This is a genomic window from Nostoc favosum CHAB5714 (assembly GCF_020829495.1).
GTDB lineage: Bacteria > Cyanobacteriota > Cyanobacteriia > Cyanobacteriales > Nostocaceae > Nostoc > Nostoc favosum.
This window is the reverse complement of sequence record NZ_JAIVFQ010000053.1, coordinates 1-17484: the sequence shown is the minus strand read 5'-3', so window position 1 is coordinate 17484 and position 17484 is coordinate 1. Positions and strand designations below refer to the sequence as shown.

General features: G+C 42.1%; 11 protein-coding genes and 1 pseudogene. 5 read left to right on the top strand and 7 right to left on the bottom strand.

Features of this window, described 5'->3' with window-relative positions; all coding sequences use genetic code 11:
- Positions 1 to 22: 22 nt before the first annotated feature.
- Complete coding sequence (locus LC586_RS26005; protein WP_229488124.1) at positions 23 to 1306, bottom strand: valine--pyruvate transaminase; 1284 nt, start codon at positions 1304 to 1306, stop codon at positions 23 to 25.
- Positions 1307 to 1447: 141 nt separating this feature from the next.
- The gene (locus LC586_RS26000) at positions 1448 to 2698 is read right to left on the bottom strand and encodes an RNA-guided endonuclease InsQ/TnpB family protein (protein WP_229488123.1); all 1251 of its coding nucleotides are present in this window, start codon (positions 2696 to 2698) and stop codon (positions 1448 to 1450) included.
- A 425-nt stretch (positions 2699 to 3123) separates the two neighbouring features.
- Here LC586_RS26000 and LC586_RS25995 point away from each other — a divergent pair, with 425 nt between their 5' ends.
- Positions 3124 to 4233 (top strand): S-(hydroxymethyl)glutathione dehydrogenase/class III alcohol dehydrogenase, encoded by a 1110-nt coding sequence (locus tag LC586_RS25995; protein ID WP_229488122.1) that lies wholly within the window; start codon positions 3124 to 3126, stop codon positions 4231 to 4233.
- Positions 4234 to 4586: 353 nt separating this feature from the next.
- Positions 4587 to 6137, top strand: a complete 1551-nt coding sequence (locus tag LC586_RS25990) for a mercuric reductase (protein WP_229488121.1) — start codon at positions 4587 to 4589, stop codon at positions 6135 to 6137.
- Between the two features lie 239 nt (positions 6138 to 6376).
- On the opposite strand, the gene LC586_RS25985 is transcribed toward LC586_RS25990, so the two are convergent.
- Positions 6377 to 9835: a PA14 domain-containing protein gene (locus LC586_RS25985; RefSeq protein WP_229488120.1), complete on the bottom strand. Its 3459-nt coding sequence runs from the start codon at positions 9833 to 9835 to the stop codon at positions 6377 to 6379.
- 1758 nt (positions 9836 to 11593) lie between these two features.
- Between LC586_RS25985 and LC586_RS25980 the strand changes: the two are divergent.
- Together LC586_RS25980 and LC586_RS25975 are read left to right on the top strand one after the other, a co-directional pair.
- Positions 11594 to 12137, top strand: a pseudogene (locus LC586_RS25980) (magnesium transporter MgtE N-terminal domain-containing protein); the annotation flags it as partial.
- Between the two features lie 411 nt (positions 12138 to 12548).
- On the top strand, positions 12549 to 12734 hold the full coding sequence (locus LC586_RS25975; RefSeq protein WP_229488155.1) for a CBS domain-containing protein: 186 nt from the start codon (positions 12549 to 12551) through the stop codon (positions 12732 to 12734).
- Between the two features lie 313 nt (positions 12735 to 13047).
- On the opposite strand, the gene LC586_RS25970 is transcribed toward LC586_RS25975, so the two are convergent.
- Positions 13048 to 13305, bottom strand: coding sequence for a hypothetical protein (locus LC586_RS25970; protein WP_229488119.1), 258 nt, complete (start codon positions 13303 to 13305; stop codon positions 13048 to 13050).
- Between the two features lie 228 nt (positions 13306 to 13533).
- Positions 13534 to 14397: an SDR family oxidoreductase gene (locus LC586_RS25965; RefSeq protein WP_229488118.1), complete on the bottom strand. Its 864-nt coding sequence runs from the start codon at positions 14395 to 14397 to the stop codon at positions 13534 to 13536.
- An 867-nt stretch (positions 14398 to 15264) separates the two neighbouring features.
- Here LC586_RS25965 and LC586_RS25960 point away from each other — a divergent pair.
- Complete coding sequence (locus tag LC586_RS25960; protein ID WP_229488117.1) at positions 15265 to 16866, top strand: peptide ligase PGM1-related protein; 1602 nt, start codon at positions 15265 to 15267, stop codon at positions 16864 to 16866.
- A 210-nt stretch (positions 16867 to 17076) separates the two neighbouring features.
- Here LC586_RS25960 and LC586_RS25955 read toward each other — a convergent pair whose 3' ends face one another.
- Together LC586_RS25955 and LC586_RS25950 are read right to left on the bottom strand one after the other, a co-directional pair.
- Positions 17077 to 17289: a type II toxin-antitoxin system HicB family antitoxin gene (locus LC586_RS25955; protein WP_229488153.1), complete on the bottom strand. Its 213-nt coding sequence runs from the start codon at positions 17287 to 17289 to the stop codon at positions 17077 to 17079.
- A gap of 15 nt (positions 17290 to 17304) precedes the next feature.
- Positions 17305 to 17484: transposase (locus tag LC586_RS25950; protein WP_229488116.1), on the bottom strand; the 180-nt coding region annotated here is incomplete at its 5' end.

Below are 17484 nucleotides of genomic sequence, written 5' to 3'. Positions count from 1 at the left end.
ACTCCTGTACAGACGCGATTAATCAGGCAGTTACCGCCGCACCTTTATAAGCTTCTTCAGCCACTTTTGCTAAACGTTGCATAGCAGTGGCTATCTCTTCATCCGTACCTGTAAGGCTGATGCGGAAGCATTGATGCTTGTGCGGCCATTCTTCCTCTAAACCGGGGAAGAAGCTACTTCCTGGGACAATAATCACACCTACTTGCTTAAGTTGCTGGTAAACTTCCCAATCACTGATGGGTAAATCCTGTAACCACAACCAAGCAAAAATTGCTCCTTCACCGCGATGGAGAAACCAAGGTAAATCCTTGGGCATCGCTTGTTCTAGGCTGGTTTCTAAAACGGTAAACTTATTTTGGTAAAAAGGACGGATGACAGTGTGAGAAATTTCCACTAAAGCGCCAGAGTTGATTGCAAGAGCTGCGATCGCTTGGCCGTAACGTGAAGAATGGAGACCAATATTTGCTTGGAAACACTCCAGCACTTCAATCCACTTTTCATCGCCAATGGCAATACCAACCCTTTCTCCTGGTAATCCCGCTTTCGATAAACTCATGCAGTGGAGGATGTTATCACCAAACACTGGTGTCATTTCGGTAAAGTTCAATGCTGGGAAGGGAGGCGCATAAGCCGAGTCAATTAACACGGGCAGATTGTAAGGTGCAGCTAGGGCAGCAATCTTTTTCACCTCATCCTCAGTGAGGACATTACCAGTGGGATTACAAGGGCGAGAGAAGAGGATACAACCCGTATTTTCTGTAATCTCCAGTTGGCTGAAGTCGGGGCGATATTTAAATCGGTGGGCGGCTTCATCAATATCGAGAGTCGGTTTGTAGGCAGTTAAGGCTTTTGGAACTAAGGAGAGGCCGCCGTAACCTGTGTAGTCAGGGCTGAGGGGCAAAACGATTTGTTTTAACTCGCCGCTAGGGGTGTAGCCACCGAAGCTATTCACAGCGTAGAAGTAGAGGGTTTGACTACCGGGGGTGATGAGGATATTGCGTTCGCTTAAGTTTAACCCGTAACGTTTGTTGAAGTCGTTGGCGATCGCTTCAACTAATGGTGCATAGCCCTGACTTGAGCCGTAGCGACAAACTACCTCACCATATTCGGGGCTAGCCAAAAGCTGTGCAGTACAATCCCGCCATAATTGTTCTACCTCTGGCAAAATCAACGGATTACCAGCACTCAAATTAATAAACTGCTGCCCTGCACCCGCTCGTAATGTTTCGATAATATCCTTCATGATTGCTCTGACGCCAGTCAGGTTGGACATTTGAGCGCCAATTTGAGTTAGGGCAGGGTTCATAAGCTGTGACAAAGTGTATTAATCGAGGGGTGGACAAATTATTTGGGGATTGCTGCTGATATCCAGTTTACATCGTTGTCAAAACAGCTGTTGCCGCCTTTAACCAATCTAGCTAGAGAATGATATTGTGAACTACCCCACCTAAGCATTGCTAGAGGCTGGGGCTTCCAACTTCACGGAGGAATGCCGCATCTTAGACTTGCGTCCTCGAATTGGTCTTACTTCCTCTCCATTGGCGTTAGCCTCCCCCGTTCCAGAGGAGGACAGCATTCTGATACCTTCTGCTCTAATATTTATTGCAGCATTGCCATCTCTATCATGATGAGTCCCACAACTTGGGCAAATCCAAGTCCTTACATCTAGCGGTAGTTCCGATATTTGATAATGACAATTAGAGCAAAGTTTGGAACTGGGGAACCATCGATTTATTTCTACCAACTTCCCGCCGTCACGTTCTAATTTGTAACCTAAGAAATTGACGAAGGTTCCCCATCCTATATCAGAAATTGCTTTTGCTAGTTTGTGGTTACGAACCATGCCCAAGACATTTAAGTTCTCGACTACTACCACTTGGTTGTTATCAACTATCTTTCTAGACAGTTTGTGTAAGTAATCTTGGCGGACATTGCTAACTTGTTCATATACCCTAGCGACAATTTTGTTTATCTTTTTACGTCGATTACTGCCTTTTACTTTACGTGCAGCAATGCTTTGTTTTTTGGCTAATTTCTTCTCATATTTGGCTAAGTGTTTGGGGTTTGGATACTTAGAAACTTTCTTGCCATCATAAGTAATTGCAAAATCTTTGATGCCCAAATCAATTCCAATAACCTTGCCATTGGCATTTGATATTGGATGCTCACCCTCTCCTGTCAAAGACGCTACTTCGCTTTCATATTCCATCAACACAGAAGCATAGTACTTACCCGATGGGCATTTACTAACAGTGACAGTTTTGATAGTTCCATCAAGAGGTCGGTGTATTTTGGCTTTGACTATACTCAATTTACCGGGGAACTTCAAGCATTCATCAACCTGCTTCACTTTCTGCGGATACTGAATTGATTGACGATGATGCTTTGATTTGAATCTTGGATATTTTGCTTTACCATCAAAAAAGTTTTGATACGCACGGCTCAGATTAAGACTCACAGATTGCAAAATCTGTGAATAACATTCACCCAACCATTCAGTCTCCTTATCTTTTTTGAGCGCTGGCAATAAAGAATTTAGACCAGACTGAGACAAGCTTTTACCAGTTGCTTTATAGGTTTCGATACATTTATTCAAACCATGATTCCACCACCAACGTGCACAACCAAAATGTTCTGCAAGTATTTTAACCTGCTCATCAGTGGGGTATATCCTGACCTTTACGGCTTGCCGTCTCATCTATACTTCTCCCAAACATCGACCTATTACTATTATATATATATTGCAGTAACAGCATAAATAAAATGTTTGGCTACTGCGACGCTCGATAGCGTAGCGGTAGCGAATCCTTGAGCGTCTGACTCGCTCTTTGTGGCGCTATCTATCGTACATCTTTTTCCTGTCTCTTCTCTACGAGAGGCTACGCCAACGAGACGCTGCGCGTTGGCGGAAGCCAACGCACCAGAAGGCGGTTCGATAAATTAAGCTTTTGGCGATTTTTGCGTCAGTCCTGAATACGATTAAGTGATACAAAAGTGTATCATGCCCTCAATGCTATGAGGAGCCTGGGGACAAGAGGAATAATCAATGCCCCATGCTCTTAAAGCACTCCCCGATATAAACTCAAATAAGCCCATTGACAAAACTATATAGGAGGGCTGAAGTTGCAAATTAAAGCAGCAGTAGCTTACAGCGCAGGTAAGCCGTTGACAATTGAAACCGTTCAACTATCGGGGCCACAAGCTGGCGAAGTGTTAGTTGAGGTGAAAGCAAGCGGGGTTTGCCATACCGACGCCTTTACCCTATCTGGTGACGATCCCGAAGGTTTGTTTCCGGCAATTTTGGGGCATGAAGGCGCTGGTGTGGTAGTGGAGGTAGGCGCTGGTGTCACCAGTCTCAAACCAGGGGATCATGTAATTCCCCTATACACTCCCGAATGCCGCCAGTGCGAATATTGTCTAAGTTTCAAAACTAATCTTTGTCAAGCCATTCGCTTAACTCAAGGACGCGGTGTCATGCCCGATGGCACTAGTCGCTTTAGCATTGATGGGCAAATGATTCATCATTATATGGGTACATCCACTTTTGCCAACTATACGGTGCTGCCAGAAATCGCCTTGGCAAAAATTCGGGAAGACGCGCCATTTGATAAGGTTTGTTACATTGGCTGTGGGGTGACTACTGGTGTTGGTGCAGTCATCAATACTGCCAAAGTAGAACCGGGAGCAAATGTTGTGGTTTTCGGCTTGGGTGGTATTGGTTTAAATGTCATCCAAGCAGCACGGATGGTAGGGGCAAATATGATTGTCGGGGTGGATATTAATCCCAACAAACGCGCTTTAGGCCAAAAGTTTGGCATGACGCATTTTGTCAATCCCCAGGAAGTAGAGGGTGATTTAGTTCCCTATCTGGTTGATTTAACAAAAGGCGGCGCTGATTACAGTTTTGAATGTATCGGTCATGTCAAAATTATGCGTCAAGCATTAGAATGCTGCCATAAAGGTTGGGGCGTCAGTGTGATTATTGGTGTTGCTGGTGCTGGACAAGAAATCAGTACTCGTCCTTTTCAACTAGTAACTGGGCGCGTTTGGAAAGGTTCAGCATTCGGTGGCGCTAGAGGACGTACAGATGTGCCGAAAATTGTTGATTGGTATATGGAAGGTAAGATAAATATTGATGATTTGATTACCCATGTAATGCCCATTGAGCAAATTAATGATGCTTTTGAATTGATGCACAAAGGTGAATCAATTCGGAGTGTGGTGACTTTCTAATTCGTAATCCGTAATTTGTACCTGAGAGGTTGTTTGAAAAGTTTTTCACTGTGACTCTAGGCACTTTTAGATCCCCCGCAAGCTAGAAACTACTCCACTCAAATTCTCTAGTTTGTAGTTAGCGATCGCCTAGAAAATTTTTCTTATTCACATTCTTCTGGTTTTGTCAAGTCTCTGCATATCACCTTGTTGTACAATCCTTTTCCTGACTTATTTACAGCAATATTAAGAAAGATGTGACTAATGCATAGCTTAAAAAGGGGAGAGGAGTTGGGGATGAGGTTTTCTAGATAAGAGTGAAAAGTTAGCTCAAGTGAATTTAGTATTTTCAATTCTTAAAAGAGGTTTCGCCAATGACCAATTCAGATTTAGAGAGAGTTACGGTTCGCCCAATGGATGAGTATAACCAAAAGTTGGTGTCTTACGTCCATCCGCCAAATTGGGTTAATCCTCAACCTGCCGATGTTTACGATTTGGTAGTAATTGGTGCTGGTACGGCGGGATTAGTGGTGGCTGCGGGTGCTGCGGGTTTGGATTTGGGTTTAAAAGTGGCGTTGATTGAAAAGCATCTCATGGGTGGAGATTGCTTAAATCTTGGTTGTGTACCATCTAAAACTATTATTCGGTCTGCTCGCGTTGTTGGCGAAATCTGGGATGCTCAAAACTTGGGAGTTAATATTCCCCAACCTAATATTGATGTTGATTTTCCCAAAGTCATGGCAAGGATGCGGCGGGTAAGAGCTGGTATCAGCCATAACGACTCGGCGGAGCGGTTTCAAAACTTGGGTGTAGATGTCTTTTTGGGTAGCGGTCGATTTGCAACTAAAAATACCGTGGAAGTTGGCGACAAAACCCTCCGGTTTAAAAAAGCTGTAATTGCTACAGGCACAAGAGCTGCACAATTGTCGATTCCGGGAATTGAAAAGGCGGGTTATCTAACTAATGAGACGGTTTTTTCTCTGATTCAACGACCGGAACGTTTAGCGGTGATTGGTGGCGGCCCCATTGGTTGCGAATTGGCGCAAGCTTTCCGGCGTTTGGGTTCTGAGGTGGTACTTTTCCATAGCGGTTCTCATCTTTTGAATAAAGAAGATGCTGAGGCTGCCAAAATTCTGCAAAAGGTTTTGATTAGCGAAGGAATTCGGGTGGTGCTGAATTCCAAGTTGGAAGAAGTGGTAACTGTTACCGAGGGGAAACGGCTTTACTTTTCCTCCAATGGTCATCGAGATTCGGTGACAGTAGATGAAATTTTAGTCGGTGCGGGGCGATCGCCAAATGTCGAAAGTTTGAATTTAGAAGCAGTGGGTGTAGAATATGACTTGCGCCAAGGTGTGAAGGTAAATGATTATCTCCAGACGACGAATTCCAAAATTTATGCAGCTGGTGATATCTGCATGAACTGGAAGTTTACCCATGCTGCTGATGCTGCGGCGCGGATTGTGATTAAGAATACGCTGTTTTCTCCCTTTGGCATAGGACGCTCGAAACTCAGTAGTCTGGTGATGCCGTGGGTAACTTATACTGACCCAGAAATTGCCCATGTAGGGTTGTACGAACACGAGGCGCAGAAATTGGGTATTGAGGTGACGACCATCAACATACCTTTTAGTAGTGTAGACCGAGCGATCGCAGATGGTGAAGAATCAGGATTTCTCAAAATCCACCATAAAAAGGGGTCTGATGAAATTATCGGTGCAACGATTGTCGCCAGTCACGCGGGTGAGATGATATCAGTTGTAACTACGGCAATGGTGAATAAAATCGGTTTGAGCAAGTTAAGCAATGTAATTCATCCTTATCCCACTCAAGCCGAAGCTATTAAAAAAGCAGCTGATGCTTATCGTCGAACCCTCCTGACATCAAATACCAAAAAATTGTTGGGATTTTTAACAAAGTTATCTTAACCAAAATCAGTGAACAGTTGTCTGACTGTTCACTGATAACTGTAGGACTTACGCACTGTACAAATGCATCGTGATGTGCATTACCTATCTTGAGGAAGTTTTCAGGCTTTTCTTAATTATCCTGCGATCGTAAATAGACCATGCTGTGCCCTTACGAAAGATATGGTTTTTAACCTTAATGCATATTTTTTATTTCTTGTCAATGCGTAAGTCCTAAACTGATAACTAATAATTGTTATCTAAATAGGTCGGAAGCGATCAATCTCACCCCCGGTCAAGTTTGCGTAGTACAGATTACCATCCTTTCCAGTGGTGATTTGTACAGGCACTCCTAAATTTGGTCTGTCTTCCTGGGAAGTAAACCGCTTAACTGAGACAAGTTGGCCCTGACTATCGAATGTCAAAGCATCGATAGTTCCTAAACTGAAATCACCAACGAATAAGGCACCTTGATAGATTGAGGGGAAAGTACTGCCTGTGTAAAAGTCACCCATAGTAATCGAATTAGAACCAGTATGCTTGTAAGTGTAAGCTGGTGCTGTAACAGTTGTGCCACTACTATAGAAGTCTTTTGCTGCATCTAGGTTAGAATAGCTTCGCTGTTTCAGGCTGACGATATTGCCATTTGCATCAAGGCCACCTTCATAGAACGGCCAGCCAAAGTTAGCTCCTGGTTTTCCGATATTTACCTCTTCGTAAAGATAGTAGCCAACATCACCAATTACGGGGGTATTGGTGTTTTTATCAATTGTGAAACGGAAGGGGTTACGCAAACCTAAGTTATAAACTTTGGAACTATTGCTATTAGGATCACCGTTGTAAAAAGGATTACTTGATAAGCCTTGACCGGTAATCGCATCAATCCGCAGCATCTTGCCGGACAGATTATTGACATCCTGGACGCGAATTGATCGCGGATCTATTCCGTTGTAGGAAGTGCCATCTCCTAAGCTCACAAACAGAGAACCATCGGTGCCAAAGCGCACAGAACCAACTGAGTGAGATTCACTATCGTTAGCTATAAAATTTTCGAGATTTTGGACTTTATCAAGATTATTGAGATAATCCTCTAAGCTGGTAAACGGTTTACCAGTATCTTTGTTAAGAATTCCTGATGGTGCGTAGCCAAGTGAGACATTTGTGCTATTTCCATCTGGGCGGCTAATATTCTCCCAAGTGCCATTAGTACCCAGCAGCACAACTTCACTGCCTGCAATAGCAGTAGTGTAATTAGTGTTGGGATCAGCTTCTACCCTAATTAGCCGTGCAGTCCGATTCCCATTCTGATCGGGATTGTCTAATGTGCTATTGGGATTGTTTTTAGGGTTGTTTGGATTGGTTTCTGGTGGATCGTAGGTATACAACAGGTAAACGTAGTTTTTGGGATTTGTGGCTTTGCCAAAATCTGGATGTACGGCAATGCCTAAAAGACCGCGATCGCGCGTATTATTAACTTCGCTAGAAATATCGATAAATGGTGTTGATAATAAAGTGCCGTTGTTCAATACTCGCACTACCCCATTTTTCTGGGCAATGAACATGCTCTTACTGTCAGATGTCCAGTCAAAAGCTGTGGGTTGATTCAAACCAGAAGCTACCCTCTCTAAAGCAAAGTTACCATTGTCATCATCAATAATAGTGATAGTTGTCTCTTGAGTATTTAGCTGCACTCCAACTGCGTTACTAAACTTCAAAGTAAATATTTCATTTACCTCTCCAACGGTGTCATTCTTAAGGGCGATAGAAATGGTCTTGCTGGCTTGTCCGGCTGCAAAGGCTAAGGTTCCAGATACAGCCTGGTAGTCAGATCCAGCTTGAGCAGTCCCATCCACGGTTATGTAGTCCAGGCTAGCAGCATCCGAAATGTTACCCCGTGTAACTGTCACCGTAGCAGTACCGTCACCCTCATTAACTACTGGCTGAGTAAAATCGAGGCTTGAGCGATCGTTATCTTGAATCGTAATTCCGATAGTTCTTTGGAGTCCTAGTGTTGCCCCCCCTGCCTGATCAATAACGAAACTAAAGGTTTCATCTGCTTCTGCTAAGGAATCGTCATTGATCGGAATGGATATCTCTCTGCTGCTTTGTCCTGGCGCAAAAATAAGTGTTCCAGCGCTTTCGGTGCCTTCACTTCCGTAGTCAACTCCTGCTGTGGCAGTACCAGCTATGGTTGCATACTTGATTGAAGATGTGCTGCTTAAATCACCAGTTTTCAACAACGTTATGGTCACACTACCAGCACCTTCGTTCACAGTCGTGGAAGATGATCCTAAGGTGATAGCGGTCTGAATATCTGGTGAATATAGTTGGGATTGAGGAATGATTTCCTTGATTTGAGAAAAGCTTGACCAAGCCAGTTGAGAAACGGCATCCAATTTATTGTCGTAATACTCAAGTTTAATATCGTATTTTTGACCTGCAACCAGTGCGATTGCGCCACTGTATTCTCTGGCAGGTTGATCGACAAACTTATCAATGAGTAGTTGATCGTTAACCCACAACCGCACACCATCATCAGTAGTGGTGTAGAAGTTGTAATTCTCGCTGTACTTAGCTTCTACCTGACCTGTCCAACGCACTGAGAAAGTCTCTGGATCAATGGATGGATCTGGAGTACTACGCTCCCAGTTAAAGTTGACTGTCGGATCTGTGCGAGTTTGCTTCAAGTTGGTGAAGTCGATGTTGTCGTAGTATTCGCCTTTGAGTCCGTTGCCATTACTAGCTACACTATAAAGTTGGGACTGGGGAATGATTTCCTTGGTTTGGGAGGAACTTGACCAAGCCAGTTGAGAAACGGCACTCCTCAAATTGTCGTAATACTCAAGTTTAATATCGTATTTTTGACCTGCAACCAGTGCGATCGCCCCACTGTATTCTCTGGCAGGTTGATCGACAAACTTATCAATTAGTAGTTGATCGTTGACCCACAACCGCACACCATCATCAGTAGTGGTATAGAAGTTGTAATTCTCGCTGTACTTGGCTTCTACCTTACCTGTCCAACGCACTGAGAAGGTCTCTGGATCAATGGATGGATCTGGAGTACTACGACCCCAGTTAAAGTTGACTGTCGGATCTATGCGAGTTTGCTTTAAGTTGGTGAAGTCGATGTTGTCGTAGTACTCTGCTTTGAGTCCGTTGCCATTACTAGCTACACTATAAAGTTGGGACTGGGGAATGATTTCCTTGGTTTGGGAGGAACTTGACCAAGCCAGTTGAGAAACGGCATCGGATTTATTTTCGTAATACTCAAGTTTAATATTGTATTTTTGACCTGCAACCAGTGCGATCGCCCCACTGTATTCTTTGGCCGCTTGATTGACAAACTTATCAATGAGTAGTTGATCGTTGACCCACAACCGCACACCATCATCAGTAGTGGTGTAGAAGTTGTAATTCTCGCTGTACTTGGCTTCTACCTGACCTGTCCAACGCACTGAGAAGGTCTCTGGATCAATGGATGGATCTGGAGTACTACGCTCCCAGTTAAAGTTGACTGTCGGATCTGTGCGAGTTTGCTTCAAGTTGGTGAAGTCGATGTTGTCGTAGTATTCGCCTTTGAGTCCATCTCCTTGAGATAGCAAGCTGGCGCTAGCAGAAATACTGGGTTGTGCCAGATCAATGCTTTGTAGAGATGATTGAGCATTAATTATTGGACTTGGAGATGTTGACAACTGTTGATTTTTTGAATCAGTCATTGAGATATATGCCTCATAATAGTGCTAAAAGTAATTCCACAATCAATGTTCCAGAATTCGGTTTTATATTGAATATTTTCAAAAAAACTCGTAATAATTTTGGCTGTCAATAGACCCCTGTTCTGCCACTATCCGAGAGGTAAATCTCTAGAAGCTTTATCAGTCAATCAATACCAGCTATGCTGTTACAAAAACTTGGTTGTTGTATTTGTTATTAGAAAAAAATCTTGCAATGCCTGCGGCGGGCAAAGCGATCGCTCCGTATACAAAAGCTCTAGAATTCAGAAATTGCAAAATTTTTCGGAGAGTGGCCGAAGAGGGGTATTAACAGACAAATAATAATTAGCTGATTAGCATGTCTGTTAATGTTGATATTTTTCACTGAATTACTAACTAATACATTTTTTCTGTCTACTCCTTTGCTAATTTGCTTTACTACTATCTATGCTGTTTATTTGTATCAACCTTAAAATCAAACAGTATGAAGTGATATACCTTGCTTTATCTTCCCTAAAAGCAGGTATATAGAAAAATGTGTAAACAAGAAATACTAGAGATTACCTTAAGGGCATATTAGTCCTTAGAGGATGTTTGAAAAGTCCTCTTCTCGGTAGTGAAACGTTCTAGATCCCCCTAAATCCTCCTTAATAAGGGGGACTTTGATTCCGGTTCCCCCCAATTTATCGGGGGGTTAGGGGGGATCAATAAGTACCTAAAATCACAGCCAACCACTTTTCAAACAACCTCTTAGAAATCTTTGTTTTCTTTCGACAAATTTTTGAGTTTTGATGAATATAAATTAAGTTTGGTGAATTTGATCAAAAATTATAAATCACCTCTCTTGATAGCTTCTAATCTCACTTATGTGCAGGTGCATGAAGTTGAGGTGAAGCAATCCCAATCGGGGCAGGTACATACTTAATTAGTTAAAGTTACATTTTCACATATTACCCTTAAGTACCCTTATAGTATCAATCAATTTCCCATTTGACAATAGATCAGGGTGTTATGTCTATCTTCTTTATGGAACTTTGTTTAAAGATTCACATTGATATATGCTTTTTTAAAGGAATATAAAAGTTTTGATGATTTTTAAATAATAATTACTAATATAGCGGATGTCCTTTATGTTTTGTCTTTACATAGTTATTAATTATATGAAAATTGAATAAAGAAGTTTTTTACTCTTTAAAGATTTGAAAAAGTATTATTTATCTATACTTCATCTTGAGTGTCAATTCATATCTTTGTTATAAGACCCAGCAGATATACAGCAGTTTGGAAGTAACTAAGGTATAAAATGCAAGAATTAAAATCAGACATAAATAGTTTCTAACTTCTGCCTCCTGTCTCAAAACCCATAGCTTTGTACTTCATGCAAAAGAAAACTGCTGTATAGTACTAACAAGCAAGTCAGTGAAGCGAAAAGTTTTGCAAAAGTCTCACCAGTCATGTATTTAAGCTAGAGAACACAATCTGCTGGAATTAAGAGATTATCCTACTTTTCGAGTAAACCTGTTGTCGGTGGACTGTCGAGCGAATCGCTTTGCTAGAGCAACTCTTAGAGACGCTTTGCGTAGCGAGATCCCCTATGGGGTGCGCTGAACAACAAGGAATAATCAGCGTCCGAAACCCTGATTATTTATTTATTTACAAAACTTTTCAATTTACAAAATCACAAGTTTAACGCTGCACATTCCCACTTTCCCCTAGACTAAGGGCAGCAACCTTGTTCAAACTGGCTGAGAAAAGTGGACTTTGACTGAGACAAACAATTTAAACTCTACCATCCAGAATGTCTCACGCAGGGAATTGCGAGATTTAGTGCGGACTCAGCTGCAAATGCTCCTAGAAACAGGAGACTTGCTCTCTAGCAAAAGCTATTCTCGTACCTGTGCAGCCTGCGGATATTGCCGAGGCGATTGAGGGTTTGCCAGAAGCGATGCACGCTTTGGCTTTTCGCTTGCTTTCTAAGGATGAGGCTATCGAGGTTTATGAATATCTCGACTACAGTGTTCAAGAGCGGTTAATCGAGGAACTTAAAAGCCAGGAAGTCCGCGATATTGTCGATCAAATGTTGTCAGATGACCGAGCTAGGTTATTTGATGAATTACCTGCAAAAGTCGTTAATCGTCTGCTAGAACAACTGAGTCCAGCAGAACGCCAAGCTACAGCCCAACTATTGGGTTATGAAGCTGATACTGCTGGGCGAATCATGACGCTAGAGTTAATTTCGCTGAAAGAAAACTTTATAGTATCTCAAGCCCTAGAGCGAATTCGCAACTTAGGGACTTCCAAGAAATAAATTACCCAAATAAACGTAGACGCAAAGCGGTGAAGCAGCGCGGTCTTCTCCCAAGGGGAGACGCTTTAGCGCATGGGGGTTTCCCCCATGAGCGACTGCACCAAGCCGGAGGGCTTGCCGCAGGCTACCACTCCAGACACAGAGAACACAGAGGAATGAGGAGAGAGAGCTTTTTCGTAAATTTATTGGGTATTTTTTTATTTGGAAGTCCCTTAGCTAATGCCAGTGAGATGATTTATCAGTAAACCAAAAAGTTTTTTAGAAGCTTTACCAAGCAAACATTTCAGCTAAATCCAGCGAGATCACAAAACAACGTTTTGTTGAGCATTTCAGACGATACCTCAAGTTACCTTTAAGCGATCGCTCTAAGATCCCTCTAAAACGAATGGTGAATACTCCAGATTCACAATGGCTGAAACCCTGATTTTTACGTTGGTTTTTAAAAGTTTGTGGTTTACTGTTTATTATCTTTATGTCATGGATGCGGAAAGGCGCTTAACGGGGATTGTATCGTTGCGGGAGTTGGTGACATCTCAGCCTGAGCAAATTATTGGCGAAATTATGACGCGTGATCGGGTAATTTTAAAGTTATGAAAAGAGTCATTAGTCATTAGTCATTAGTCATTAGTCATTAGTCAACATAATTCGTAATTGATAATGACGCTCGAGGACTCGCTAACGTTGCGAAGACAGTAATTCGTAATTCAGAGCAACCGACTTCAGTCGCTTGCTCTGAATAAGGAATGAATTTATTGATTCCATTAATAAATTAAGTTGCTCTGTATCCTTAATGAATTAATTATTAATTTCTCCTTAATGAATTCAAAATTTACGAATTACGAATTACGAATTACGAATTAGTAATTATTTGGTCATTAGTGAAGAATAAAGTCCAAATGACTAACTTTTACAATTCTGATTCCGTATCTGGAGCAACAATTTCGCCAGTACCCAATTGCAGGATCAAGTCTTGCTCAGTAATCAATCCACTAAGTTCTTTTACTTGTAAATTCATGTCTTCACAAGCTTGTCTGAGTTCTCGTGCAAATTTGTTGAGGTCTTGACCATAGCCACATTGATAAGCAGCAGTTTCAATTCCTTCCTTGGCATTTGCTCTAGCACAATCTACTAGTTCCGTGCCATTCAGTGGTGTAGGAGATGCCATAGACGTACTTATTACTTCTTAAATGTTTGCTGCTAGATAGACTATCAATATTACCATATTTACTCATCCCTCCAATGGAAGACCATCAGGGTAGAGTTAGAAGTTGAGAGTTAGGAGTTAAAAGTTAACAGTTATAAATTAAGAATATATCGGTTATAACTCCTAACTGCTAACTCCTAACTCCTGCACAGACGCGATTAATCGCGTCTCTACTCCTAACTATTTCACTTAACCATTAACAACATCTCCACCATTGACATGTAACACTTGTCCAGAGACATAAGAAGCATCATCAGAGGCTAAATATACGTAGCTAGGAGCAACTTCTTCTGGTTGTCCGGCTCGTTCCATTGGTACTTGTTTACCAAAAGTTTCAACTTTCTCTTCGGGAAAAGTTGAGGGAATTAAAGGCGTCCAAATTGGCCCTGGCGCGACAGCATTAACGCGAATTCCTTTGGATACTAAATTTTTTGATAAGGAGCGAGTAAAAGCAACGATCGCACCTTTTGTAGAGGAATAATCTAGTAACTGTGGGCTACCTTTATAAGCTGTTACCGATGTGGTATTGACGATAGAACTACCTGCTTGCAAATGCTTGAGTGCAGCCTTAGTCATGAAAAACATCGAGAATATGTTAGTGCGGAAAGTCCGCTCTAGTTGTTCTTCGGTGATTTCTTCGATACTTTCTTTCGGATGTTGTTCGGCGGCGTTGTTGATGAGAATATCGAGTTTGCCAAACTCACCAACCGTTTGTTGGATAGCTTGCTGACAAAAAGTTTCATCCCCAATATCACCTGCAATGGTTACTGCACGACGCCCTTGTTTTTCTACCAATTGTTTTGTTTCTTTGGCATCGTCGTGTTCATTGAGATAAAGAATCGCCACATCTGCACCTTCTTTAGCAAATGCGATCGCTACAGCACGACCTATACCACTATCTGCACCCGTAATCAATGCTACTTTATCTTGTAACTTGCCACTACCACGATATTGGGCATCATCTGCCTTGGGTTTTGGCGTCATTTCTGATTCAACACCTGGTGGTTGTTGCTGCTGTGGCGGTTGTAATTGTTGCTCTTTTGATTCAGCCATAGGTTTTGTCTCGGTAATTTAATATTGAATGTAATTGGATGTTGGAAAAAGCCGTTTCCAGTCTCTAGTGCCCATTTCAAAAGTAAACCTTGGATCGAAACTTCAACCCAAGGTTTATTTTTTGCTTTGGCTCCCACTAGCCATTTGCAACTTTAGGCGTTTATACCCTCGATGCTTACCAAACGTACTTATGACTGGCAATTGTACGCGGGTTAAGCAGCGTAGCTGCAATTCGTAATTGATAATTCGTAATTCGTAATTGTTACCCCCAGATTTTAATCGGGGGCTTTAAATATGGTGCTACGCATTTTCGTTTCTCCATTAATAAATTAAGGGGCTTGAAACCATAAATTACGAATTACGAATTACGAATTAGTAATTATTTGGTCACATTATTTCTCCTTACACCTGACACACGCTCTTTACCTGACCACGAAAAATAAGTAGATAACTCTCATGCAATAAAGGATTTCTCGTTCTCATCTGCTTTTAAATTAGCTATTATGTCGCTGTACTTTATCGCTCCATAGAGGTAAAACAAGCTGAAATTTACTCAACCTTAAGACGTAAAATAAATTAAATAAATTAGAGTTACTAAATTAGTCTATAATCATTTGCTGTGCCTCAATAATTGAGCAATTTTCGCTAAATGAAAATCAAGATTTCTACTTTCTCACTTCGTGGTTGCAAAAATACTTACTTCAATACCATTGATTTTTGTTAATGTTAATATTTATTTAGGCTGATATCTGCATAGTTGCCTTCTTGCAGACTAAATTCCTTGCACAAGTATCTGAAGACTAGTTTGCATAATAACCCAAAAGCCTGCGTGGTGCGCTACATTGAGATCATTAGAGGGTAGGGGTTATGGCAATACTAAATATTTCTGAGTCAGAGCAGGTTGAAAAGTTTCACCACTTACAATTAACCCTGAGCGATCGCTGGAAAACGAGCGAGTCATTTGACAATAATGAAGCGGATATTTTAATTATTCCCTCCCTGAGTCTCGACCAGCGCGAACTCCGAAAGATTGAAGGCTGTGAGCATTATGAAGAAAGATTACTATTTTCCTTAATTCGGTTGCAGAATCCCCGGACTCGGCTGGTTTATGTAACATCAGTACCGTTGCATCCTAGTATCATTGATTATTATCTGCAACTGTTGCCAGGAATTCCCTTTTCTCATGCTCGCAACCGTTTGCTGCTACTTTCTACTTACGATTCCTCGCTTAAGCCCCTGAGTCAAAAGATTTTAGAACGCCCCCGCCTGCTAAAGCGGATTCATCAAGCTTTGAGGCTAGACAAATCATTTATGATCTGCTACAACTCTTCGCACTGGGAAGGCGAATTGTCTGTAAAATTGGGTGTACCACTCTATGCTGCTGCACCAGATTTACAGATTTGGGGGACAAAAAGTGGCAGTCGGCAAATCTTCAAGGAAAGCGGAGTACCGCATCCAGATGGCAGCGAAAAAATTTGGAACCACACAGATTTGGCAGAAGCTACCAGTGATTTATGGGAACGACAACCGACTTTAAAACGGGTAGTGGTAAAACTCAATGAAGGCATTTCGGGAGAGGGAAATGCGCTGCTAGATTTTAGACCGATTGAGAATGTAGCACCGGGTAAAGGGACTCATGCCGAAAGGGTAACAGCAATTAGCGATCGCTTTTCAACAATGCGCTTTCAAGCCAAACAAGAAACTTGGGACAATTTTTCGGGAAGAATCCCTGAGTTGGGGGCAATTGTTGAAGCATTTGTGGAAGGGGAAATTAAGCGATCGCCCAGCGTCCAAGGACGGATCACACCCACAGGCGAAGTGGAAATCCTTTCAACCCACGACCAAATTCTTGGAGGCCCAGACGGTCAGATTTATCTTGGTTGTAGCTTTCCGGCTGATGAAAGATATCGATTGCAATTACAGCAATTGGGGCTACAAGTTGGCAGAAAGTTAGCAGAAAAAGGCACTTTAGAGCGATTTGGCGTAGATTTTATCGCCGTTGACAAGGGTAACGGTGAGTGGGATATTCAGGCGATCGAAATTAACCTGCGTAAAGGCGGTACAACTCATCCATTCATGACCTTGAAATTATTAACGAATGGTCGCTATGACCTTTCCACGGGTTTATTTTATAGTCAGCAAGGTCGTCCAAAATATTACATTGCCACTGATAATCTGCAAAAAGAGCGCTATCAAGGATTATTACCTAATGATTTGATGGATATCATCGCTCATCACAGACTGCACTTTGACAGTGGTACAGAAACGGGTACAGTGTTTCATCTTATGGGTTGCCTTTCGCAGTTTGGCAAGTTGGGATTAACCAGCATCGGTGATTCCCCGCAACAAGCACAAGATATTTATAACAAAGTCGTCAAAGTTCTGGATGAAGAAACCCGCAGCGAAAATCGTGATTTATCGGAGTTTTCAGATTACTCTTTTCCCGTGGCTTGGGATGAATATAGTTAAATCAACTAGAGTTAAATCAACTAGCGATCGCCATCCAAGTCCTCAGGCATTAGCCGAATAATTTCCACTTAAGTCGATAGCGATCGCCACTAAACATCTGGTCAAATTGATTATGCGTTGCCCTAAATCCTTGGTAGGTACAATTCATGAATTGTGCCTACGTCATTTTTACTCCTATGTAATAGACAGATTGTATAATTTGACAATTGACTAAGCAACCTGTAATGGTCGTGTAGGAAGCATCCTGGGTTCTGGTAGTGGCTTACCCTCTTCTTGGAGCATCTCAACAAACGCCTCAATCACTTCTTGTCCATTTTTAGCGGCTTCTTCGTAGGTTTTGCCATGTGTATGAAACTCCAGCCAGGGGAACTCAGGCAAATGCACTAGGAAGAGTTGATCGTCCTCTGACCAAAAGAATGGGATACAAGCCCCGTCGTTCTACGACGGCTTTTCTTGATTTCTGATGTACTCCTTCAAGACTTCTATTGGCGCGCCCCCTACGGACACAGCAAAATAACTAGGACTCCATAAAGCTTCTTTCTGGGGTTTTTTATATCCGGCTTGTCCATATCTACGACTGGAAACACCTTTCAAAGCATTAACTATTTGAGAGATGGA

Bases quoted from the DNA above. Each gene is read 5' to 3' on its own strand.
- LC586_RS26005 (WP_229488124.1), bottom strand. From the start codon at position 1,306: ATGAACCCTGCCCTAACTCAAATTGGCGCTCAAATGTCCAACCTGACT.
- LC586_RS26000 (WP_229488123.1), bottom strand. From the start codon at position 2,698: ATGAGACGGCAAGCCGTAAAGGTCAGGATATACCCCACTGATGAGCAG.
- LC586_RS25990 (WP_229488121.1), top strand. From the start codon at position 4,587: ATGACCAATTCAGATTTAGAGAGAGTTACGGTTCGCCCAATGGATGAG.
- LC586_RS25985 (WP_229488120.1), bottom strand. From the start codon at position 9,835: ATGACTGATTCAAAAAATCAACAGTTGTCAACATCTCCAAGTCCAATA.
- LC586_RS25975 (WP_229488155.1), top strand. From the start codon at position 12,549: ATGGCTGAAACCCTGATTTTTACGTTGGTTTTTAAAAGTTTGTGGTTT.
- LC586_RS25970 (WP_229488119.1), bottom strand. From the start codon at position 13,305: ATGGCATCTCCTACACCACTGAATGGCACGGAACTAGTAGATTGTGCT.
- LC586_RS25965 (WP_229488118.1), bottom strand. From the start codon at position 14,397: ATGGCTGAATCAAAAGAGCAACAATTACAACCGCCACAGCAGCAACAA.
- LC586_RS25960 (WP_229488117.1), top strand. From the start codon at position 15,265: ATGGCAATACTAAATATTTCTGAGTCAGAGCAGGTTGAAAAGTTTCAC.